Origin of the sequence: Helicobacter jaachi (assembly GCF_000763135.2) — a bacterium.
Lineage (GTDB): Bacteria > Campylobacterota > Campylobacteria > Campylobacterales > Helicobacteraceae > Helicobacter_C > Helicobacter_C jaachi.
This window is the reverse complement of the sequence record NZ_JRPR02000003.1, coordinates 99,233-120,971: the sequence shown is the minus strand read 5'-3', so window position 1 is coordinate 120,971 and position 21,739 is coordinate 99,233. Positions and strand designations below refer to the sequence as shown.

Genomic DNA, 21,739 nt, shown 5'->3' with positions numbered 1-21,739 from the left:
TAACGCAAGGAGCGGATATGAATATAGAATCTAGCCAGTGGGATTTAAGCGCACTCTTTAAAAATGAAGTGCAGCTTGAGCGATTTATGGCAAGCCACACGCGGAGGGCTAAGCATTTTGCCAAGCAATATGAAGGGCATCTCAAAGATATTAAAGCGGAGGCATTTTATCCCGTGATAAAGGAGTATGAGGAGGTGCTAGAGGGCATTGCGCGCATTATGACTTATGTGTTTTTGCGCTTTGCAAAGGACACCACGCAGGGTGATATGTATGCAAAGTATGAAATGCAAACTACACAAATTCATAACTTAGTGCTATTTTTTGAGCTAGAATTTTGTAAATTACCCGCACAAAGCCGCCAAACTATCATTCAAGCCACGCCACAATATGCATATTTTTTAGAAAAGCTCATCGAGCAAGATAAACATTTGCTCTCTTTGCCTGAAGAAAAGGTGCTACTTGCAACTTCGCCTGTGGGGGTTGGAGCATTTTCTCGGCTTTTTGATGAGCATTTAGCGCAGCTTCGATTTAAATCGCCACAATCTAAGGCTTCAAAATGGGAGAAAAAGGATTTTAAAGATTTAAAACATACAGAATCTAAAAAGGCAGATAAGATAGGCGAGGAGGAGATTCTAAGTCTATTGCACCACCCAAAACGTGCTGTGCGTAAAGAGGCACAAAAAATATTTACCAAAAAGCTTAAAAAATCCCGCCATCTTTTAAGCTATGTCCTAAATATGGTGCGCAAAGATTTAAGTATCACATGCGCATTGCGCGGCTACAAGTATCCAGAATCTGCGCGCCATATTAGCAATGCCGCTACGCAAAAGAGCGTTGATAGGCTCGTTGATGTGGTGAGTGGGCATTATACTTTGGTGAGCGAGTATTATCACATTAAGGCTTCTTTGCTTGGGATTAAAGAGCTGCAAGACTATGACCGCTACGCGCCACTTGAGGGCGAGGCATATAATCTAGCCTATAATGATGCTATAAAGCTTGTGTTAAAGGCGTTAGGGGATTTTAATAAGACATTTAAAGATATCGCTTTGAAAGCTTTGAAAAAGGGTTGGGTAGATTCTCACACAGCGCCAAATAAGCGCGGTGGAGCATTTAGTCATGGCTGTGTGCCAAGCGCACACCCTTATGTTTTACTCAATTACACCAATTCACGGCGCGATGTTTTTACGATTGCGCACGAGTTTGGGCATATGATTCATCAAGAGTTGTCTAAAACACAGGGTTATCTCAATATGGATACGCCGCTTACTACGGCTGAAACGGCTTCTGTATTTGCAGAAATGCTGCTTTTTGATACATTGAAAAACACTTTAAGCAAAGAGGAGCTTATACCCCTTTATGCAGGAAAAATAGAGGATATTTTCTCCACACTTTTTAGGCAGATTGTAATGACACATTTTGAGCGCAGAATCCACGCCCAAAGTGACGAGCTAAAAGCAGAGGTATTTGATGAGATATGGCGCGAGGAAAATGCGCGCATGTTTGGTGATAGTGTAAAATTAAGCAAAAATTATGATGGCTGGTGGTGCTATATCCCGCATTTTGTGCATTCTCCATTTTATTGCTACGCGTATAGTTATGGGCAGCTGCTTGTATTGGCACTTTTTGGGCTATATAAATCACAAAAAACGCCGCGTGGAAGGGAAAAATTTATCCAAAAATATATACATTTTTTATCACTTGGCGGGAGCAAAAGCCCTAAGGATTTGATTAGCACTTTTGGCTTTAATCTTGAAAGTGATAAATTTTGGCTGATTGGTATGAATGAGGTGCGAAAAATGCTTGAAGAATTTAAGGAGCTTGTTTATGCGCAAGATTCTATTTCACCCATACTTTAAAAGTATGATGATTCATCACGCGAAAGATACTTTGGAGTTTCTCATTAAGGAAAGTATTAATTTCAATGTGTTGTGCGATAGGACGCACACGCATTTTTCTCCAGAGCTGCCTCCTCGCATTAGTAATACTTTTGGTGAAATTATTCCTTTTGTGCTTGCGGGCTATACATTTGAGAGCATTGAGCTACAAAAGGAGTATATGAGCTTTGAGGCGGGCTTTGGGAGTGAGAATATTGGTAGTTTTGTAAGCATTGGATATGATGGAATTGTGCAAATACTGCTCCATGATAGTGATTTATTGCGCGAAATTCCGTTATTTACAAATGTAAGCCACCCTTGCTTTTATAATCTCTCCACAGAGGAGCTAGAGCAAATTGCCACCGCGCAGCAAGAGGGCATAGAGGATTCAAGGCTTGCATTTGCCTCCGTGCCTGAAAATAGTAAATTTTTTAAAAAATAAGTTCATTATGGTCGATAGAATTTTGGTAAGCAGACATAGAGGCAAGCTAGGCTTTTAAATACTCACAAAAAGGTGGATACTGCTATGGGTTTTTTTTGGAAATTTATTCTAGCTGCGATTATTGGCGCGACTTGGTATCACTTTGGTGGCGAAGATGCGGCTATGGCGTTGGTGTTTTTCTTTGTTATTTTGGGCGTGCTTTTTATGAAACCTATTCGCTATCAAGACCCTAAGAGGCGAGAAGAATATATGCAAAAAATCCGCGACAGCAGAGAGCGCAAGCTGGCTCTTGAAAATGAGCGCGTAGAGGAGCTAAAGCGACTTAAAAAGAGTGCAAGAGAGCAAGAGGAGCGATTGAAAAAGGACTTTGAGCGGCGCATTAACAAACGCTAAAATAATTTTTGCTACAATGTCGCCATTTTTATGAGAAAGGATTGAACATAATGGAAATCGTGCTTTTACTTATTGCGGGTGTGGTGGTGTATTTCCTCTACAATACTTTGCAAGAATATCTTAAAAATCCATTGCACCAAAGCCCGCAATTTAATACAACTCGCACGGATAATGCGCCTATTAATTTTCAAAATCCCTACGAGGAGCTTAGTCAAGCACAAAAAGCGCAATCTAGCGAATTTGGCATCTTAGCAGCAATCATTGGCTTTGTGGTGTGGAGCGATAAAAAGATGTGTGCGTTAGAGGAGCAGCTCTTGGAAGATTTACTTGATGATATGGCTATAGAATCTAAAAATCCAAAGCTTACTAAAGAAGAGCTAAAAGACATTGTAACCGCGCAAGAAAAGCCCTCAAAGCCACTTGAAGAGCTATGCGATGAATATGTGCTACTTACTAAAGGCGAGTATAAAAAGCGATTAAAAGTAGTTGAATTTTTATTTGTTATTGCCTATGCTGATGGCGTGCTTGAGGCAGATGAGCGCGAGTGTATTATTGATATTGCAGCATTATTTGAAATTTCAAATGAGGATTTTAATAATCTCTTTGAGCAATTTGAAAAAACATATGCCAAAGATGTGCCTATGGATTTAAAGAGGGCAAAAGAAATATTTGGCATTACTCATGAAATGCCTACAAAAGAAGCTCTAAATGAGACATACAATGAGCTTATTAAGGCAAAAAAGCAAAATATTTTTGATAATAAAAATAGCAGCAAGACTTTCCATGATACCTCGCTAGAGGGTATTAGGGAGATTGATAAGGCTTATAGTTTGCTTATAGAATCTGCACCTAGCACGGCGCAAAAGTATGATATGCAAGTGCCAAGCTTAGATGCTCCTCCCAAAACATCAGAAGATAAAACGCGCAAGGATTGGGACTTTTAGGAATGCAATTTGCTTTAAACTATCATAAATTTTTATGGAGGTTTTAGGTGGATATTACAAAGACAAATCACGGCGGCGTGCAAGGTATGCTCGCTAATATTTATAATGTATCAAATCAGCCACAAAACGCCAGTGAAAGCAAAGAGAGCGATTTTAAGTTTAATGGTGTAGATAGTGTCAATAACAAAGACAAAAGCGTGCAATCCTTGCAGAGCTTTGAGATTACAAAGCGTATTGAGGATAGATTCTCTCCATCAGAGGAGCTAAGAAAAGCGCGCGAGATAGGTGGCGAGCTAGAGGGCGGATTCCAAGATAAAACTTCATTTGAGAATCTAGCCTCCACGCTTAGAAAAGAGGGCTTAATTAATAGTAATGAAAAAGTGGCTATGGATTATCTTAAAAATAACTCGCAAAAGCTTAGCTTTGATGAGTTTGACAAAATCGCAGCCAATGATAATCACAGCAAGGAAATGAAAGGCTTAATAGATTCTGTAGTGAATAAAATGAAGTTTGTCGATGAAGTCAATGGCGGCATTCTCTAAGATTCTATAATGCAAGCATTATAGAATCTAGCGCATCAAATTTATACAAATCTAATCTTAATCTCTCCCATACTTTAGCGCACCGCTGCTAGGGCTTTCTCATAATCTGGCTCTTGAGTAATCTCATCGCAAATTTCTGTATAAACAACCTTACCTTCTGGATTTACCACAATTACAGCACGAGTGAGTAGCCCTGTAAGCGGGGAAGATTCTAAGATTAAGCCATAAGCCTTACCAAAATCTTTTGAGACAAAATCACTAAGTGTAGTGAGATTATTTATCCCCTCACTTGAGCAAAATCGCCCTTGTGCAAAGGGTAAATCAAGCGAAATAGCATAAACGCTAGTATTTGGCAAACTTGCTGCCTCTTTATTAAAGCGCCTTGTTTGTGCAGAGCAAACGCCCGTATCAAGGCTTGGCACGACATTAATAATTTGATATTTCCCACTTGCGCCACCAACTTTAACTTGCTCTAAATCCTTTGATGTGAGGCTCACTTGTGGAGCATTATCGCCTACTTTAATGGTATTTGGGCTAAGTTGCGCGGGAGTGCCTTTAAATTTTACATTCATTTCCTATCCTTTCAAGTTAGTTTATGTATCCTTAAGATACAATTTTGCATTCTAACTAAAGGGAGTTAATTGATTAGCAAGCATTACCTACTTGACACCTCTATTATCCTCGATGATACGCAGAATATTATATTTTTATGGCAGGATTCTCAAAATAAGCTTTTTATTTCTGATGTGGTGATTGAAGAGCTTGACAAAAAAAAAGATTTGCAGAATGAAACAGGATTTTTTGCGCGAGAGTTTTTCCGCTGCATAAATAGCGATGAGTCGCAGTCTTTTTTCTATATGCACGAAGATACCTTTATCCGACATGTGGCAAAGGAGAATAACGACTTTATGCAAGTTATTTATTTTCGCTTTGAAAATTTTGTTATCCCACTCACGCTCATTTTTCGCCAGCAATACAAACTCCAGCGGCAAGAGCATAGCTATAATGATTCTAAGCTCATTGAGATAGCGCGAGATTACAAATTAGTGCTTTTAACCAATGACATTTCGCTAAAAACCCGCTGCATAGCGCAGGGCATACCAGCGCAGTCGCTCTTTAGAGATAGGGTTGAAAATCCTAATGATATTGATTTTTGGGCGTTTTTTGAGCAGCATAAAGATGCGCCTTTAGAGCATTTGCAAGAAAGCAAGGCATTTAAAGACCTTACCCAATGGAGTCTTATTCAAATTGATGAGCTTGATAATACCGATAGCTCATTGTATAAAACAGGCAAAAAAATATTTGGATTAAAGGTAGGCAAAAAGTTTGAAGAGCTTAATCTTGATGAGATTCTAAAAATCAATCAACCCTACATTATGCCCATTAATTTAGAGCAAAAAATGCTCTACGCCCTGCTTACCCACCCGCAGAATAATCTCACCATTGCCACAGGCTCAACAGGCAGCGGCAAGACGCTTATGGCACTTCAGGCAGGCATTACACTTGTAAAAAATGGCGTGGTAGATGGCATTATGTATATGCGCAATACCATCACCGCAAATGATAAAGAAGCCGAACTAGGCTACCGCAAGGGCGATGAAAATCAAAAGCTAGGCTATTTTATGTATCCGCTCTATAGTGCGATAAATTTTACCATTGATAAGCTCCAAGAGCATTCTTTGGCAAAGTGTATCGAGTATCGCGGCGATGTAAGTGGCATACAAAAAAGGGACGCTACAGAATATTTTTTGCAAAAGCATAAAATTGAGATTGTGGATATTGCGCACGCGCGTGGCATTAGCATAGGAAATAAATTTGTGATTTTTGATGAAGTGCAAAACGCCTCAAACGCCACGATTAAGCTTATTGGCACGCGTATAGGGGAGGGGAGTAAGATTGTATTTTTAGGCGATTGGGCGCAGATTGACCACCCGTATTTGAGTAAATTCCGCAATGGAGCTTTAAGCCTGCTTAGCAAGGCGCTTAAAGATGATTTTATCGCAGGTATTCAGCTACGCCAGACGATACGCAGCGATGTGGCGAGTTGGTTTGGAGCAAATTTTTAATCCTTATGAATGCCACATACAGAATCTATTTTTGCTTACTCTTAGGCTTAGGCTTTGCGTATGCCGCGCGCCCCATGATTACAGATGATGCGCGCGTGGTGGATAAAAACTCCTGCCAGCTTGAAACTTGGGGTGTGTATGATGGCGATATAGGCGAATATTGGGCGATACCGGGCTGCAATATGATTTTTGATACAGAAATAAGCTTAGGTGGTATGATGAGTAATGCCTATAATGTGCCAAATGGCAGCAGCGCACTTCGCGGAGAGCAGTTTATTATGGGAGCAAAGAAAATTTTTAGCGATTTAGAATCTAAAGGCTTTAGCTATGGCATTGCGCTAGGTAATGCTTATAATTTCAGGCGCTCTTTGCACAGGTATGATTATTATGCCTATATTCCAGCAAGTGTGGCTTTGCGAGATAATACTTTGCTTTTACACGCAAATCTTGGCTACAAGCTGCAATACGAGCTAAATAAAAGGCAAATTTATAATGTAGGCTTAGGCATAGAGCAGCAGCTCACACGCTATTTGTGGATTTTGGGCGAAGGGTTTTATGAGCGATTTGATAGGGCTAAATATCAAGTTGGGCTTAGAATCTGGCTTTTACAAGATAGCATTCAGCTTGATGCCACCTATGGCAACGCATTTGCAGGCAAGCAAAGCTTTGTATCTATGGGCTTACGCTTTTTAAGCCCTGCTTTATTCTAAAGGAGCAGTATGCAAAAATTTGCAATGTATGGATTGTATATTTTTCTCATTACACTTTTAAGTGCGTTTTTGAGCGCATGCGCCACGCACACGCCACAAATGCAGCTAGCCTACAGCGTGCAAGTGGGAAGCTTTGCGAGTGTGGAGAATGCGGGGAGATTGGTAGATTCTCTAAATAATAAAGGGCTTGATGCATTTTTGTTTAAAGAAAAGGGTATGTATAAGGTGCGCTTTGGGAATTACCAAAGCCTTGAAATAGCCAAATCACAAGGGCAAAAATATCAAAAGCAAGGGCTTATTGGAGAGTTTTTCATTATCGCACCCCAAAAATACGCCATTAATCAAAAAGCCGCCTCACCTCAAATTAAAGCCAAAGATATACGAGATGACATCGTGCAGAGCGCACATCAGTATCTTGGCGTGCCTTACAAATGGGGTGGCACTTCAGAATCTGGCTTTGATTGCAGTGGGCTTACGCGCGCAGTGTATCGCTTAAATGGTATTGACTTGCCGCGCGCCTCGTATGAGCAGTTTAAAGACGGGGACGCTATTTCAAAAACAAAGCTACAAAAGGGCGATTTAGTATTTTTCACTACCAAAGGCAAGCGCATAAACCATGTGGGCATTTACATAGGCAACAATGAATTTATCCACGCGCCCAGCAAAGGTAAAGTCGTGAGCAAGGCGCGCTTAGATTCTAGCTATTGGAGCAAGGTGTATAAGGGCGCTAGAAGTTATTTATAGAATCTAAAGGCAAGTAATGAGGCTAGCAGGCATTTATGCGATTTCAAGCGAGATTTTAACGCCCTATGAGATTTTGCCCCAATGTTTAGAATCTGCCTTGCAAGCGGGGGTGAAAATCTTTCAGCTGCGTGACAAAACGCATAGCGATGAGTGGCTTTATCCTCACGCAAAGGCGCTTATTGCACTTTGTGAGCGCTACAATGCACTTTTTGTGGTAAATGATAGGCTCTCTTTGGCTTTAAGGCTTGGTGCTAATGCCTTGCATTTGGGCAAAGATGATGGGCAAATCACGCAGGCTAGGCAAATTTTTAAGGGTATTTTAGGAGCTTCGAGCTATGATAGCCTAAAGCGCGCACAAGATTTAGAATCTATAGGCGTAGATTATGTAGCTTTTGGCGCGTTTTTCCCCTCACTCACAAAGCCAGAAGCCACGAATGCGCCCATAGAAATCCTTGCAAGTGCCAAAAAGGATTTGCACATTCCGGTGTGTGCTATTGGAGGCATTAGCGCTCATAATATTTCACTGCTAAAAAATGCTCATATGCACGCTGTTATAAGTGCTTTGTGGGGTGAGAAATGGGAGAGTAATTCTCCCACAAGCGCACTAGACAAAAAGCTAGATTCTATATTTTTTAATATCAAAGCCCTCCAAAACGCGCTTTTATAGAATCTAGCCAATTAAAAGCCACAATCACCACTCTTCCCCGATGCCTAGCAAAATGCACTTATCAAAGCGCGGCAGCACGCAGTAGGCAAAAATCTCCTTGCCTATACCAAAAGATTCTATATCGCTCAAATACCTCCCATCAAAGCTTAGATAAAACACCTGCTCATCGCTAGCCTTAAGCTTCGCGCCAATGCCCACGCCACCAAAATGGCTATATTTAATAAATTCGGCGATATAAGCCTGCACAAGCACAATCCACCCATGCGTAATATCCGTCCGCTGTTTTAGCTCACGATACACGCTGTATTCGATAATGGGACGCGATGAGTAAAATGGAAAGTTTTTTTGCAGAGATTGCTCCCTTACTTGCGCCACATACGAGCGCAGCATAGGCGCGTAGGCTTGCAGATAGTAGCTGCCATCTTTTGGCAAGCTAAAGGGGTTTGGCGCTTGATTAACCGCCGCATTACCCCCAGCCAATAAAGTGCTAACCAACAGAGTGTTTGCTAGCACAGTGCCAACAAATAAAGCGCTAGCCGATAAAAAAGCGCAGCAAAACCTAGCATATAGGATTTTTGACATTACAAATCTTGATTAATGAGCTGCTCAAAGCTTTCAAAATACAGCCCAGACATCTCTTCAAGGCTCACATTAATTTCATCAACGCAGAAGTTTTCCCCGCCCACGCAGCCAATCTCCATAATGGGAATTTTATGCTTTTTTGTCATTTGCGTGAAGCTATCAAGATTGCTCGCAGTTACTTCAGCGACTATGCAGCTTTGAGATTGCGCGAAAAGCACTTGCGCGGGCAGATTTGTATGCACATTACACCCTAGCGGCTTATGCTCGCCATTGCCTAGCACCATTTTTGCTAGCGTAATTGCTAGCCCTCCCTCGCCTATGTCCTTAGCGCAGGTGATGAGATGATTTGCCTCAAGCATAAAAGTCCATAAAGCCAGCTCTTTTTGCAAATCAATAGCCGGGATTTGTCCATAAATGCGCCCCTCTAGTATCTTTTGAGCCAAAGAGCCACCAAATTCAGCCCTAATCTCGCCCAAAAGCATAATCATATTACCTTGTTTTTGAAAAGTAGAGGGAATAGCATGCTGCACATCGTGTATCACTCCAACGCTCACGATAGAGGGCGTTGGGTAAATATCTATGCCATCGCTTTGATTATGCAAGGACACATTGCCGCTCACCACAGGCGTATTAAGCACCTTGCACGCCTCTTTTATGCCCTCACACACTTCTTTAAACGCCCACATCACTTGAGGATTGTTCGGCGAGCCAAAGTTTAGGCAATTGCTAATCGCCAAAGGCTTTGCGCCGCGCACAATAGAGTTACGCCCAGAAGTAGCCACAGCGATTTTTGCGCCATTTTGCGGCTCTAAATGGCAAAACCGCGGATTACAATCCACACTCATACTTAAGCCCATTGCAGTATCTTTAATGCGTATCATACTCGCATCGCCGCTTCCTGCAGGTGTTATGGTATTGCTCTGCACGCTATTATCATACTGCTCATACACCCATTTTTTATTTGCTACCTCCACACTGCTAAGGAGCGTGAGGAAAATTTCTTGCGCGCTTAAAGATGTCTCAAGGCTTTGAGCAGGCTGCATTGGCGCTTGCATAGGGTGCAGGGGCATATCAAGCATAGGCGCATTTTCGCTAAGTTCTGCAATAGGGATATGCGCGCATTTCTCCCCATGCCAGTAAAGCTCCATAACGCCACTTTTTGTAACCTCCCCCACAATCGCAGAATCCACCTCCCACTTAGCAAAAATATCAAGCACAGCTTGTTCGCAGCCCTTTTTGGCGCAAATAAGCATTCGCTCTTGAGATTCGCTAAGCATTAATTCATAAGGATTCATACCCGCTTCGCGCATAGGCACTTTATCAAGGTGTAAAATCATACCGCTGCCGCTGCGCCCAGCCATTTCAAAGCTAGAGCTTGTAAGCCCAGCCGCACCCATATCCTGAATCCCCACAATCAAATCTTGTTTAAAAAGCTCCAAACACGCCTCAAGCAGCAGCTTTTGGGCAAATGGGTCGCCCACCTGCACAGCTGAACGCATAGCCTTTGTGTTTGAGCTAAAGCTATCACTACTCATCACAGCCCCGCCTAAGCCATCGCGCCCTGTTTTGCTCCCTACATAAATCACAGGATTGCCCACGCCCTCCGCGCGCCCATAAAAGATTTCATCTGCTTGCGCTAGCCCTAAACAAAAGGCATTGACTAAAATATTGCCATTATAGCAGGGCTCAAAGCTCATCTCACCTCCAATAGTAGGCACGCCCATACAATTCCCATAGCTGCCTATGCCCTCCACCACGCCGCGCAGCAAATAGCGGTGTTTTTTACCTAATGCGCCCTTATCCTGCACATCGCCAAATCGTATGGAGTTAAGGCTCGCCACCGGACGCGCGCCCATAGTGAAAATATCACGCATAATGCCCCCCACGCCTGTGGCTGCGCCCGCGTGCGGCTCAATGAAGCTCGGGTGATTGTGAGATTCTATCTTAAAGACCGCGCATAAATTATTGCCAATGCTAACTACCCCCGCATTTTCGCCCGGTCCTTGCACCACCCATGGCGCTTTAGTGGGGAATCCGCTTAAATATTTTTTGCTTGATTTATAGCTGCAATGCTCGCTCCACATCGCTGAAAAAATGCCAAGCTCGATGAGATTTGGCGCGCGTTTTAGAATTTTTACAATCTCCGCGTAATCTTGCTGCGAGAGTTTATGCGTTTTTAGCATTTCATCATCGGCATTAATCTCATTTAAAAGATGTGTAATATTTACCATTTTAACCTCTTAGTTATAGAATCTAGGCTCATTCAAGCAGTGCAAAAAGGCAGATTCTATCACAAATTATCCTTTTTTTTGCTTTTGCGCGGTATAAGGCTAGCTGGATTAGGCTAAAAGTTAAATTTTTTAAGTTTGGGATAAACTTTGATTAATTACAATGTGCGCTTTAATCACAAACAAATTGGAGAAGTTAGAGATATGAAGTATATCAAGTTTTTTAAGGAACTCAACAATAAAGATGTTCCCATAGTTGGCGGCAAAAATGCGAGCATTGGAGAGATGTTTCAAGAACTTGTATCAGAGGGTATCAAAGTGCCTAATGGCTTTGCTATCACAAGCGAGGCGTATTGGTATTTGCTAGATTCTGGTGGTATTCGTCAAAAAATTATTGATTTGCTTGATGGCGTTGATGTAACAGAAATTGATGTGCTAAAAACGCGCTCCAAAAAAATCCGCGAATTGATTTTTGGCACGCCTTTTCCGCCTGATTTGCGTGAAGAGATTTTTAAAGCCTATGAGATTCTAAGCGCGGAATATGGTATGAAAGAAGCAGATGTCGCTGTGCGCAGCTCCGCTACTGCGGAGGATTTGCCCGATGCGAGCTTTGCTGGGCAGCAAGATACATATTTGAGCATTAAAGGCAAGACGGAGCTTATACATTATGTGAAATCCTGCCTTGCCTCACTTTTTACCGATAGGGCAGTGAGTTATCGTGCTTCGCGTGGGTTTGACCACTTTAAAGTCGCGCTTTCTGTAGGTGTGCAAAAAATGGTGCGCGCGGATAAAGGCAGCGCGGGCGTTATGTTTAGTATCGATACTGAAACAGGCTTTAAAGATGCAGTATTTATCACTTCATCATGGGGACTAGGCGAAAATGTCGTAGGCGGCACGGTTAATCCTGATGAATTCTATGTCTTTAAACCCACGCTCAAAGAGGGCAAGCGTCCCATTATCAAGCGCCAGCTAGGGCATAAGCATCAAAAAATGGTCTATGCGCCGCGCGGCAGCGAGCACCCCACTAAAAATATCAAAACCACACAGCGCGAGATGAAAAGCTTTTCTATCACCGATGCGGATATCCTCACCCTCGCACGCTATGCGATAAAAATCGAGGAGCATTACTCCAAAGAGGCAGGCGAATATCGCCCTATGGATATGGAATGGGCAAAAGATGGCGATAGCGGCGAAATCTTTATCGTGCAAGCTCGCCCAGAAACCGTGCAGAGCCAAAAAAGCAAAAAAGGCGATGGGCAAAGGCTAGAAAAATTTAAATTTGTAAATACTGAAAGTAAAAAAGAAGTTCTGCTCACAGGTAAAGCCATTGGTGGTAAAATCGGCTCGGGCAAAGTGCGCATTATTAATGATATTGAGCATATGGATACCTTTAAAGAGGGCGAAATACTTGTGACAGACAACACCGACCCCGATTGGGAACCAGCGATGAAAAAGGCAGCCGCTGTGATTACAAATCGCGGCGGACGCACTTGCCACGCGGCTATCGTGGCGCGCGAAATTGGCGTGCCTGCGATTGTGGGCGCTATTGGCGCGACTGATAGGCTCTATAGCGGTATGGAAGTAACCGTTTCTTGCGCAGAGGGCGAGGAGGGCTATATTTATGATGGCATTCACGAATATGAGATTGAAAGCATCGAGCTTAGTCATCTTGGCAAGCCTAGAACTAAAATTTATATGAATGTAGGCAATCCCGAAAAAGCCTTTGGATTCTCACAAATCCCAAATCACGGCGTAGGGCTAGCGCGTATGGAGCTTATCGTGCTTAATCAAATCAAAGCCCACCCGCTCGCACTCCTTGATATCCAAAATGGCAACGCAAAAGGCTTAAAAGAAAAAGCAGAGATTGAAAAAATCATCTCCGGCTACGAAAATCCAAAAGACTTTTTTACCAAAAAAATCGCCGAGGGCATAGGTATGATTTGCTCTGCATTCTATCCAAATCCCGTTATCGTGCGCACGAGCGACTTTAAGTCAAATGAGTATCGCGGTATGCTAGGAGGCAGCGGCTATGAGCCACATGAGGAAAACCCCATGCTAGGCTATCGTGGCGCGAGCAGGTATTACTCTCCGCAGTATCGTGCGGCATTTGAGTGGGAATGTCAAGCGCTCGCTATGGTGCGCGATGAAATGGGATTAACCAATATGAAAGTGATGATACCATTTTTGCGCACGCCTGAAGAGGGCAAAAAAGTGCTTGAGATTATGCGCCGCAATGGTTTAGAATCTGGCAAAAATGGCTTAGAAATTTATGTGATGTGCGAACTGCCTGTGAATGTGATTTTGGCAGATGATTTCTTAAGTATGTTTGATGGCTTCTCCATTGGCTCAAATGACCTAACTCAACTCACTTTAGGCGTGGATAGAGATGGGCAGCTCGTAAGCCATGTCTTTGATGAGCGTAATCCTGCGATGTTTGCGATGTTTAAAAAGGCGATTGAAGCGTGCAAGCGTCATCATAAATATTGCGGTATTTGCGGGCAGGCGCCCAGTGATTACCCTGAAGTAACAGAATTTCTCGTAAAAGAGGGGATAAGCTCTATTTCACTTAATCCAGATTCTGTGATTGCCACTTGGCAAAAGGTTGTCGAGGTGGAGAAACATCTCAAGTAACTTTTTATAGAATCTAGCCCTTTACCTGCGCTAGATTCTGTATTTTTCTTTTTCGCAATAATTCCCAACGTTTTCTACTTTTCACTTTTCTAGATTCTATATTTTTTTAAAATTTTCTAGCTTTCTCTTTTCTAACTTTCTACTTTCTTTAAATTTCTAATCGCAAAAAGAAAAGGGGTTTATCCCCTCCCCGCTCCCCTTAACCCCGAAAAGATAAAAGCGCCGCTTTTTCTTTTCGAAAATCTTGGGGAGAGCCGCGCTTATCACTCTCTAGCCAAAATGCGGCGCACAGCACTACTGCTGTGCTTAATCCGCATTTTAGCACCACGAGAGTGGCGCGAAAGGCAGAAAATCCCAAGACGCCACGCGGATAAAGTATATCTTTATCCGCAATAAGATTAAATTGCGCAATTTCATTGCGCGACCTTAAAGGCGTCGTCGGGGTGAGGGGTGTGCTGGGGAGAGGGAGCGACCTCGCCTAATTCAAGCCCCTCTCCCCTTGCGAAAAAAAGAAATTAAGAGAATCTAGAGAGTCTCAAAAAGCAAAAACTAGAAAGCACAAGGCAACTTTACATTTGCAAAAAGCAAAATATACACAATAAAGCAAATTAAAAAGTAATAAATGTGTTGTTTTGTGTATTCACTCATTTTATTTTACGAAAATTTTACATTTCCTATTGACAACTTATACAATTTCAAATGATAATGCCACTAGTTCAATGCTGAACTACATTTTACGACTTTTACGGAGGTTTTTATGAAAAAGATTCTTATAAGTTCTGCTTTAGCAGCATTGATGGTCGCGCCTAGCCTTGGCTTTGAGGTGTATAACGCCGATGAGACAAAGGTAGATGTATATGGCTCTATCCGCGGCTATGTAGGTGCTGGCTCAAATTCATCTTATCAAGGTCAAGGACAAGATACAGGCTATCTTTTTGGCTTGCAAGATAACTCACAATTTGGTGTGAAATTCTCATCAGGCAAATTTAAAGCTAACATTGAGTTTGGTGCTGTTGAGCCTAGTATTGCCGGTCAAAATCAGCAAAACAATAGAAATGTAACTAGCTATCGCCAATTCTGGGGTTCATATACTACAGATTTTGGAACTTTCCTCTTTGGTAAGACAAATACCCCTACTATTGATAATGGCTTTACAAGTGACTGGGTGAATAATGACAATGGTGGTAATGGATTTGGCTTTATCGCTACTGGTAGCCGTAAAATTCAGTTTCAATATCTCATCGGCGGATTTGCACTAGCTCTTGTTGAGGACCAACTAGCTGCAGGGCGAAATGGTAATGCAGATGGTCAAGCCAATCAAGAATCTCCTCGCATCGCTGTAGCGTATGAGATTAAAGATGAAAAGAAAAAGCCATTCTTTAAAATAGCTGCGACATACAAATACTACAATTCTGGCAATATCGCTGATGGCGTGCCTGCTGGCACTAACGCATATCATGGCTGGGTAGCGGTAAAACCAAGCTTTGGCAATATGTTTGTCTCTGTCATGGCACACTATGGTAAAAATGGTCATCTCTATGGTGAGCAACGCACAAACTTTAGCGTGGGTGGATACTCACATCAAGAAATTGCAGCAGGGCTTGATGCGCAACGCGTAGGTGCGCGCCTTGAATTTGGAGTGAATTTCACTAAAGAAATCGGCTTAGTGCTAGGCGGTGGTTATACATCTACATCTAAAGGCTCTAATCAAAAGGATAACACCAATGTTGCAGGAGCTAATCCTGCAGGTGATAACAGCGGCTCTATCAGCTCATACTCTGCCTTTATTCAACTCCCTTACAAAGTGAGCAAAAACTTTAGCTTTATCCCACAAGTAAGCTACTATGAGACTAAAGCAGCTAAAGCAAGCGCTCAAATCGTTAATGGTGGCGATAAAGAAGCAGGTTTAATTGCTGGTGCGAGAATCCGCTGGGATTTCTAAGCCCCTCTTTCCTCTCTAGTTTGCTCCTTTAAAGTTTCACTCGTATGCAGGCCTCCCCCTGCATACCCCCTTTTATTCTCATACTTTCGCATTTCTCAATGTTTCTTGTAGATTCTATGATGTTTATAGAATCTACAAGAAATTATCCCGTGGGGTGCTCGTAATGAGGCGTTTTTGTTCGTCTTTATTTTGCATATGTGCATTTTGTAAAAGTGTATCTATGGCTACATTGTAGCCTATGGCGCGGCAGTTCTCACAATCTCCTTTGGCAAATTTCTCATTTAGGCGCGCAATCACTGCATTATGCTGCTCACTATTCCATAGCTCTTTAAAGGGTATCTCATTAAGATTCCCAAGCGAATAGCGCGCATCACCAATAAGCGGCTGGCACAAATATACCTCGCCATCATAATTAATAAATGCATTGCTTCGCATCATAATCGCACTGCAAATAAAGCTTTTTTGCAAGCGCGGTAGATAGCTGCTCCCATAATGTCCTATGCCATTATTTTTTACATTAATAAGATTTGTAGTAGCCGGATTTATAAAATCTAGCCCTTTTTCTATCTGCTCTAGCACGCAGTCTTTTTGCTCTTGTGTTAAATCAATGGAGCGCTTTTCATAATCTACTGCGGGGATAAAGATAATATAATCAAAGCCCTCCTCCATAGCCTTTTGGTAGGTGTTAAAAATCTCTTTATAATTTATGCCATTTATCACGCAGCGCGCACCCACAATGAGGTTAGATTCTGTAGTTTTAAGCTTTTTGGGCAGGCTAAATTGCCCCTCAAAATGGCGCGCTCCCACAATGGCGCGATACTGCTCCTCTTTAGTCGAATACACCGACACGGCGATATAATTAAATTGGCGCAATAGTTCATAATGCTTGGGTGCTATGGCTACGGAGTTTGTAATGAGTGCGGCTTCGATATTAGATTCTATAATCTGCCTTGCGTGAATTTCCCAACCTTTGAGCGTGGTAGGCTCGCCGCCGCCGGAGAGATACATCGCTTTTGTGCCAAGGTCTTTGCAATCTTGTATAGTTTGACTAATAATCTCATCGCTTAAGCGCGATTTATTCTGCCGCCGCTGCCCATAGGAGCAATGGATACAATTATAATTACAGCTCGCACACCAGTGGAATTCCACCGCAATGGGCGGCAGGGAGTTTAGCTTATGCCCCCCCCCCGTAGAAATTTGCTTGCTTATTTGTTCAAAATGTGGAATGATTTTTTTAGAATCTAAAAGCGTAGCGAGATTTATTTCGCGCTTTATTTGGGGATTTAGATAGGGATTTACAATGGGCATATTTTCTCCTTAAATATTATAAATATCGCTTTTGTATTTGGCAAGATTTTTGGGATTGCTAAACCACGCAATCGTCTCGCTCAAGCCCTCTCTAAGCGAATAGCGGGGCGTAAAGTTTGTTAGGGTTTTCATTTTGGTATTATCACACCATAAGCGAAACACTTCGCTATTTTGTGGGCGAATTCTTTGCGCATCAGTGATAAACTCCACATCACTATGCATAAGCTCCTTTATAAGCAAAAGCGTGTCATGGACGCTAATTTCACTATTTGAGCCGATATTTACTACCTCGCCTATGGTATTTTGCGCCTGTGCTAGGGCGATAAAGCCGCTTGCTGTGTCTTTTACATAATTAAAATCCCTCGTAGGGCTCACATCGCCTAACTTAATGCTTTTTGCTCCATTGGCAATTTGCGTAATGATAGTGGGGATAACAGCGCGCGCACTCTGCCTTGGACCATAGGTATTAAAAGGGCGCGCAATAGTAAGCGGCAGAGAAAAAGCATTATGAAAACTCATAGCAATAGCGTCTGCACCGATTTTACTCGCAGAATAGGGGCTTTGAGGCTGCAAGGGGTGCTTTTCATCAATAGGCACATATTGGGCTGTGCCATACACTTCGCTTGTGCTTGTGTGAATAATGCGCTTGACATTGGCATCTAGCGCGGCTTGGCAGATATTAAGCGTGCCTTTGATGTTGGTATCCACATAGCTTTGCGGCGCGGTGTAAGAATAGGGGATAGCAATGAGCGCGGCAAGATGAAAAATCACATCAACATCTTTGCAAATCTGTGCGCAATAGTGCGAATCGCGCACATCGCCGCTTAAAATCTCAATTTTCTCTTTGCACGCTAAATCCTCAAGCCAGCCCCAGAATCCAAACGAATTATACAAGCTTAGGGCTTTTATGTGTGCGCCATAAAAAGGCGAGGTGGGGGATTTACTCTCCTCATAGAGAGCTTGAGTTAAGTGCGAGCCTATGAAGCCATCTGCGCCAGTAATAAGAATCTGCATATATTATCCTTTAAATAATGTATTAACTTGCTCTATAAAGTCCATAGCATCGACATTTGTGCCATTTATCACAATGCCAAAATGTAAATGTGCGCCGCTCACTCGCCCCGTATCGCCGCTTTTAGCGATGATTTGCCCTTGCTTTACGCTCTGCCCAACTTTGACATTAAATGCACTCAAATGAAAATACACACTATAAACGCCCGCTCCATGGTCTATCACCACACTTTTGCCCGATAAAAATCTATCTTGCACAAGCGCTACTTTGCCATCATTGCTTGCTTTTATATCTGTGCCAATACTCGCGCGAAAGTCTGTGCCGCCATGGTAGCTTTTAATAGTATTATTAAACACGCGCGCGCTGCCATAAGGGCTTGTGATTACAGAATCTAGCGGCGCAATAAAGGGTTTATCCCATAAACGCTGCTTTGTAATGGTGCCATAGACTTTAAGCATATCTTGCCTTTCTCTCTCGATGCGCTGGGCGATTTGCTGCGAATCGCCCACTTTGTCTTGTGAAACAGTGATTTGCTCCTTTTTGTAGGATTTTTGCAAAATATTAATTTTTAGCACCACTTCTTTGCCATTTTTGAGAATCTTAGAGCCTTTTTCATAGTAGCCAATAGGCACAAAAGCGATAAATGCGCCATTTTTAGCAGGGTTGGGCATAAAATGCAAGGATTTTTTATCATAACTTAGCGTTATGGGCTTATCTGTGGTGTAAATAAAAGTCGTGCCATTGTAGGCTGTATTTGGCTCTAGCGCGCAAAGTTTAAGGCTAAAAAGCGCTATAAGGCAACACATAAAGGCATAAGGGCGCATACAAACTCCTAGATTTTGTATCAAAAAAGCGTGATTATAGCGATTCAAAGCTTAGATTAAAGAATTTTAAGCTAGAATTCACGCTTTGTTTTTAAGCAAAATACTTCAATTCACAAGGACAAGCGATGTATGCTATATTTAAGAATGGAGGCAAGCAATACAAGGTTATTGAGGGAAGTATCGTGCTTCTTGATAAAATGAGCCTTGAGCCAAAGTCAAAAATCGAATTGAACGAGATTTTAGCCATTGTAAATGGAGATAAGGCTAACATCGGCACACCTTTTGTTAAGGGCGCTAAGATTGAGGCTGAAGTTATCAACGAGGGCAGGGGCAAAAAGGTCGTTACATTCAAAAAACGCAGAAGAAAAGATAGCAAGACAAAAAGAGGCTTTAGACGCGACTTTACGCGTGTGAGGATTCTCAAAATCATAGAAAAATAAAGGAGCGATAATGGCACACAAGAAAGGGCAGGGCAGCACTCAAAACAATCGTGATTCCGCAGGGCGACGCTTGGGCGTTAAGAAATTTGGCTCGCAATTTGTTCGCGCAGGGAATATAATCATTCGCCAACGCGGCACAAAAGTCCATCCGGGCGATAATGTAGGCTTGGGTAAAGACCACACTATCTATGCACTCATCGATGGTGTAGTGAAGTTTAGCCATAAAGATAAACATCGTCAAAAAGTCTCTGTAATCCCCGCTTCGTAATTTTAGTCTTGAGCTGGGGCTTGGTGTAAGGGCGCGTAGATTCTGTGTGGATACTATGCAGATTCTATAATAGCGCGCCTTTAGCGCATTGGTAAGTGTTAGTATAATATTTACAAATGCGCTTGTGCTTGTAAGGATTGTCGATGTTTGTAGATAGCGTGGATATATTTATTGCCTCTGGCAAGGGTGGTGCTGGGGCTGTGAGCTTTAGGCGAGAAAAGTTCGTCTTGCAAGGCGGACCTGATGGCGGCGATGGCGGCGATGGCGGCGATGTGTATGTGGAAGTGGATAATAATGCAGATACACTTTCTAAATTTCGCGGTGTGCGGCATTATAAGGCTAAAAATGGGCAGCCGGGCGCTTCAAAGCGTTGCCATGGCAAAAGGGGTGCTGATATAAGCATTAAAGTGCCGCTTGGCACGCAAATATTGGACTTTGATACGCAAGAGCTGATATGCGATATGAATACTTATCCTAAACGCACACTTTTGCTCAAAGGCGGCAAGGGCGGGCTTGGTAATGCGCATTTTAAAAACGCCACTAATCAAGCGCCAACTTACGCTCAAAGCGGCAAAAGCGCTCAAGAGCGACATATCCAGCTTGAGCTTAAACTTATTGCAGATGTTGGGCTTGTGGGCTATCCAAATGTGGGCAAATCCACGCTTATTTCCGTGCTATCAAATGCAAAGCCGCGCGTGGCTGATTATGAATTTACCACGCTTGTGCCAAATCTAGGCGTGGTGAATGTGGGCGATTATCGCTCCTTTGTCGTGGCGGATATTCCGGGCATTATAGAGGGTGCGAGTGAGGGGAAGGGCTTAGGGCTAGCGTTTTTAAAGCATATTGAGCGCACAGCGATGCTGCTTCTTGTGCTTGATGTGGCGCGCGAGCAGGATATTGCAAGTCAATTTGAGCATTTAAGGCAGGAATTATATAACTTTTCATCGCATCTAGCGGCGCGCCCTTTTGGCATTGTGCTAAGCAAAAGCGATACGCAGGGAGCAGATTCTATGCATGAAGTTTTTGCGCATTTTGTAGAGCTTTTCCCACATTTTCATATAGAAAATGATGTAGCCATTGCGCCTAAGATACAGGATAATACTTTGCGCGATAATGCTTTGCCACGCTTTATTTTGCCTATTTCAAGCGCGACAAATTATCACATTGCAGAACTTAAAACGCTTTTAGCTAAAAATTTATAGAATCTAACCCTAAAAAAATAAAGTTGATAGATGAGCGTTAGCCAAGCTATAACTTTAAAGAAAGAAATGCAGAATCTAGCGGCTTTAACGCTCGCGCACAGAATCTAGATTCTATAATCATAATTTTTTGAAATAAAATCCCGTGAAGTGGGGGAGTGAAATATCGCGATGGAAAGGGAGGTAGATGCCATCGGTTGGGACTTTCCATTCATCAATGAGCGTAAAGCCGCGCGAGGTAAAAAAGGCTATAAACTCCTGCTTATTAAACACATAGAGCGGAACATACACTTGATTTAGGACATTTTGGAGGGTTACAAAGGTTGGGACTTTATCTTGAATAGGCATACGCGTAAGCAATATGTGCTTCGCCCCCCCCCCCGTTAAAATAATCTGTTAATATGTTAGAAAAATGCTCGATGTAAAAAAGCGCGCCTGAAGAAAACAAAATATCCGCGGGCTTCATCGTGGGGGTAAAACTAAGATTATCCGCGTGCAAACTATGGGCAACCTCCCTGCCTAGCGTGATATTAGCCTCTAGCTCGCATACGCACCACTGCGGATTAATCTCACTATTGGCGGTATATGAGTAATAATGCCCTCCCACAGCGCCACCAAAGTCGCATACGCTAGCTTGTGGATTGTCTTTAAAAATCCTATCGAGCCAAAAAAACACTGGATATTCCGTATCAATGGGCTTTAACGGCTTAGAAAATGCCTCAATGTAGCTTTGCGCACTGCTAGATTTGACTTTATTATAGCCCTCATCGGCGCGCTTGCCTCCGATGTGTTTGGGCATATTGCTTAATGCCTCACTAAAGCTTTTAAAAACCCCTCTAAAAGCGATATACGCGCGAGGATAGCGCATATAGGCATAGCAATCTTTGAGAAAATATAGAATCTGCTTTACACATTTCATAAAA

At 42.6% G+C, this 21,739-nt stretch carries 22 protein-coding genes; 14 read left to right on the top strand and 8 right to left on the bottom strand.

The window, feature by feature from the left end:
- Window positions 1–23 precede the first annotated feature (23 nt).
- The 5 genes from LS71_RS05775 (at window position 24) to LS71_RS05755 (ending at window position 4,195) form a co-directional block, all read left to right on the top strand.
- Window positions 24–1,856: a M3 family oligoendopeptidase gene (locus LS71_RS05775; RefSeq protein ID WP_194145671.1), complete on the top strand. Its 1,833-nt coding sequence runs from the start codon at window positions 24–26 to the stop codon at window positions 1,854–1,856.
- Window positions 1,825–2,316, top strand: a complete 492-nt coding sequence (locus LS71_RS05770) for a hypothetical protein (RefSeq protein ID WP_034353016.1) — start codon at window positions 1,825–1,827, stop codon at window positions 2,314–2,316. The genes LS71_RS05775 and LS71_RS05770 overlap by 32 nt, the downstream gene beginning before the upstream one ends.
- 84 nt (window positions 2,317–2,400) lie before the next feature.
- On the top strand, window positions 2,401–2,709 hold the full coding sequence (locus tag LS71_RS05765) for a hypothetical protein (protein WP_034353013.1): 309 nt from the start codon (window positions 2,401–2,403) through the stop codon (window positions 2,707–2,709).
- A gap of 50 nt (window positions 2,710–2,759) precedes the next feature.
- Window positions 2,760–3,653, top strand: coding sequence for a TerB family tellurite resistance protein (locus LS71_RS05760; protein ID WP_034353011.1), 894 nt, complete (start codon window positions 2,760–2,762; stop codon window positions 3,651–3,653).
- 47 nt (window positions 3,654–3,700) lie between these two features.
- A complete protein-coding gene (locus LS71_RS05755) occupies window positions 3,701–4,195 on the top strand; it encodes a hypothetical protein (protein WP_034353009.1) in 495 nt (164 codons plus the stop codon).
- Between the two features lie 74 nt (window positions 4,196–4,269).
- Here LS71_RS05755 and tpx read toward each other — a convergent pair whose 3' ends face one another.
- Window positions 4,270–4,767, bottom strand: coding sequence for a thiol peroxidase (gene tpx / locus LS71_RS05750; RefSeq protein WP_034353007.1), 498 nt, complete (start codon window positions 4,765–4,767; stop codon window positions 4,270–4,272).
- A 69-nt stretch (window positions 4,768–4,836) separates the two neighbouring features.
- Here tpx and LS71_RS05745 point away from each other — a divergent pair, with 69 nt between their 5' ends.
- Genes LS71_RS05745 through thiE form a run of 4 tightly spaced genes read left to right on the top strand, consistent with a single transcriptional unit; the run spans window position 4,837 to window position 8,382 of the window.
- A complete protein-coding gene (locus LS71_RS05745; protein ID WP_034353005.1) occupies window positions 4,837–6,261 on the top strand; it encodes a PhoH family protein in 1,425 nt (474 codons plus the stop codon).
- Window positions 6,240–6,971 carry a hypothetical protein gene (locus LS71_RS05740; protein WP_034353003.1) on the top strand — a complete coding sequence of 244 codons (732 nt, stop codon included), beginning with the start codon at window positions 6,240–6,242 and terminating at the stop codon, window positions 6,969–6,971. Before LS71_RS05745 ends, LS71_RS05740 begins: the two co-directional genes overlap by 22 nt.
- Window positions 6,972–6,980: 9 nt before the next feature.
- Window positions 6,981–7,715, top strand: a complete 735-nt coding sequence (locus tag LS71_RS05735) for an NlpC/P60 family protein (protein WP_034353000.1) — start codon at window positions 6,981–6,983, stop codon at window positions 7,713–7,715.
- Window positions 7,716–7,731: 16 nt separating this feature from the next.
- On the top strand, window positions 7,732–8,382 hold the full coding sequence (gene thiE / locus LS71_RS05730; protein WP_034352997.1) for a thiamine phosphate synthase: 651 nt from the start codon (window positions 7,732–7,734) through the stop codon (window positions 8,380–8,382).
- 24 nt (window positions 8,383–8,406) lie between these two features.
- Here the strand turns inward: thiE and LS71_RS05725 are convergent, their stop codons facing one another.
- Together LS71_RS05725 and purL are read right to left on the bottom strand one after the other, a co-directional pair.
- Window positions 8,407–8,862: a hypothetical protein gene (locus LS71_RS05725; protein ID WP_238700353.1), complete on the bottom strand. Its 456-nt coding sequence runs from the start codon at window positions 8,860–8,862 to the stop codon at window positions 8,407–8,409.
- Window positions 8,863–8,963: 101 nt separating this feature from the next.
- Window positions 8,964–11,195 (bottom strand): phosphoribosylformylglycinamidine synthase subunit PurL, encoded by a 2,232-nt coding sequence (purL, locus tag LS71_RS05720; RefSeq protein ID WP_034352995.1) that lies wholly within the window; start codon window positions 11,193–11,195, stop codon window positions 8,964–8,966.
- Between the two features lie 201 nt (window positions 11,196–11,396).
- On the opposite strand from purL, the gene ppsA reads away from it, so the two are divergent.
- Both ppsA and LS71_RS05710 read left to right on the top strand, forming a co-directional pair.
- Window positions 11,397–13,823 (top strand): pyruvate, water dikinase, encoded by a 2,427-nt coding sequence (gene ppsA, locus LS71_RS05715; RefSeq protein WP_034353085.1) that lies wholly within the window; start codon window positions 11,397–11,399, stop codon window positions 13,821–13,823.
- Between the two features lie 757 nt (window positions 13,824–14,580).
- Window positions 14,581–15,765: a porin gene (locus LS71_RS05710; protein ID WP_034352992.1), complete on the top strand. Its 1,185-nt coding sequence runs from the start codon at window positions 14,581–14,583 to the stop codon at window positions 15,763–15,765.
- Window positions 15,766–15,897: 132 nt separating this feature from the next.
- Here the strand turns inward: LS71_RS05710 and LS71_RS05705 are convergent, their stop codons facing one another.
- Genes LS71_RS05705 through pgp3 form a run of 3 tightly spaced genes read right to left on the bottom strand, consistent with a single transcriptional unit; the run spans window position 15,898 to window position 18,909 of the window.
- Complete coding sequence (locus LS71_RS05705; protein ID WP_052057839.1) at window positions 15,898–17,073, bottom strand: radical SAM/SPASM domain-containing protein; 1,176 nt, start codon at window positions 17,071–17,073, stop codon at window positions 15,898–15,900.
- Window positions 17,074–17,082: 9 nt separating this feature from the next.
- A complete protein-coding gene (locus LS71_RS05700) occupies window positions 17,083–18,087 on the bottom strand; it encodes an NAD-dependent 4,6-dehydratase LegB (protein WP_034352989.1) in 1,005 nt (334 codons plus the stop codon).
- Window positions 18,088–18,090: 3 nt separating this feature from the next.
- A complete protein-coding gene (gene pgp3 / locus LS71_RS05695; protein ID WP_052057836.1) occupies window positions 18,091–18,909 on the bottom strand; it encodes a peptidoglycan metallopeptidase Pgp3 in 819 nt (272 codons plus the stop codon).
- Window positions 18,910–19,034: 125 nt separating this feature from the next.
- Here pgp3 and rplU point away from each other — a divergent pair, with 125 nt between their 5' ends.
- The 3 genes from rplU to obgE all read left to right on the top strand — a co-directional run bounded on the left by rplU (window position 19,035) and on the right by obgE (window position 20,819).
- Entirely contained in the window at window positions 19,035–19,349 is a 315-nt protein-coding gene (gene rplU, locus LS71_RS05690; RefSeq protein ID WP_034352988.1) for a 50S ribosomal protein L21, read from the top strand.
- Between the two features lie 10 nt (window positions 19,350–19,359).
- Complete coding sequence (gene rpmA / locus LS71_RS05685) at window positions 19,360–19,617, top strand: 50S ribosomal protein L27 (RefSeq protein WP_034352985.1); 258 nt, start codon at window positions 19,360–19,362, stop codon at window positions 19,615–19,617.
- A 143-nt stretch (window positions 19,618–19,760) separates the two neighbouring features.
- Window positions 19,761–20,819 carry a GTPase ObgE gene (obgE, locus tag LS71_RS05680; protein ID WP_034352983.1) on the top strand — a complete coding sequence of 353 codons (1,059 nt, stop codon included), beginning with the start codon at window positions 19,761–19,763 and terminating at the stop codon, window positions 20,817–20,819.
- A gap of 117 nt (window positions 20,820–20,936) precedes the next feature.
- Here obgE and LS71_RS05675 read toward each other — a convergent pair whose 3' ends face one another.
- Together LS71_RS05675 and LS71_RS05670 are read right to left on the bottom strand one after the other, a co-directional pair.
- Window positions 20,937–21,164: a class I SAM-dependent methyltransferase gene (locus tag LS71_RS05675; RefSeq protein WP_034352981.1), complete on the bottom strand. Its 228-nt coding sequence runs from the start codon at window positions 21,162–21,164 to the stop codon at window positions 20,937–20,939.
- Window positions 21,148–21,735: a class I SAM-dependent methyltransferase gene (locus LS71_RS05670; RefSeq protein WP_052057834.1), complete on the bottom strand. Its 588-nt coding sequence runs from the start codon at window positions 21,733–21,735 to the stop codon at window positions 21,148–21,150. The genes LS71_RS05675 and LS71_RS05670 overlap by 17 nt, the downstream gene beginning before the upstream one ends.
- Window positions 21,736–21,739 lie beyond the last annotated feature (4 nt).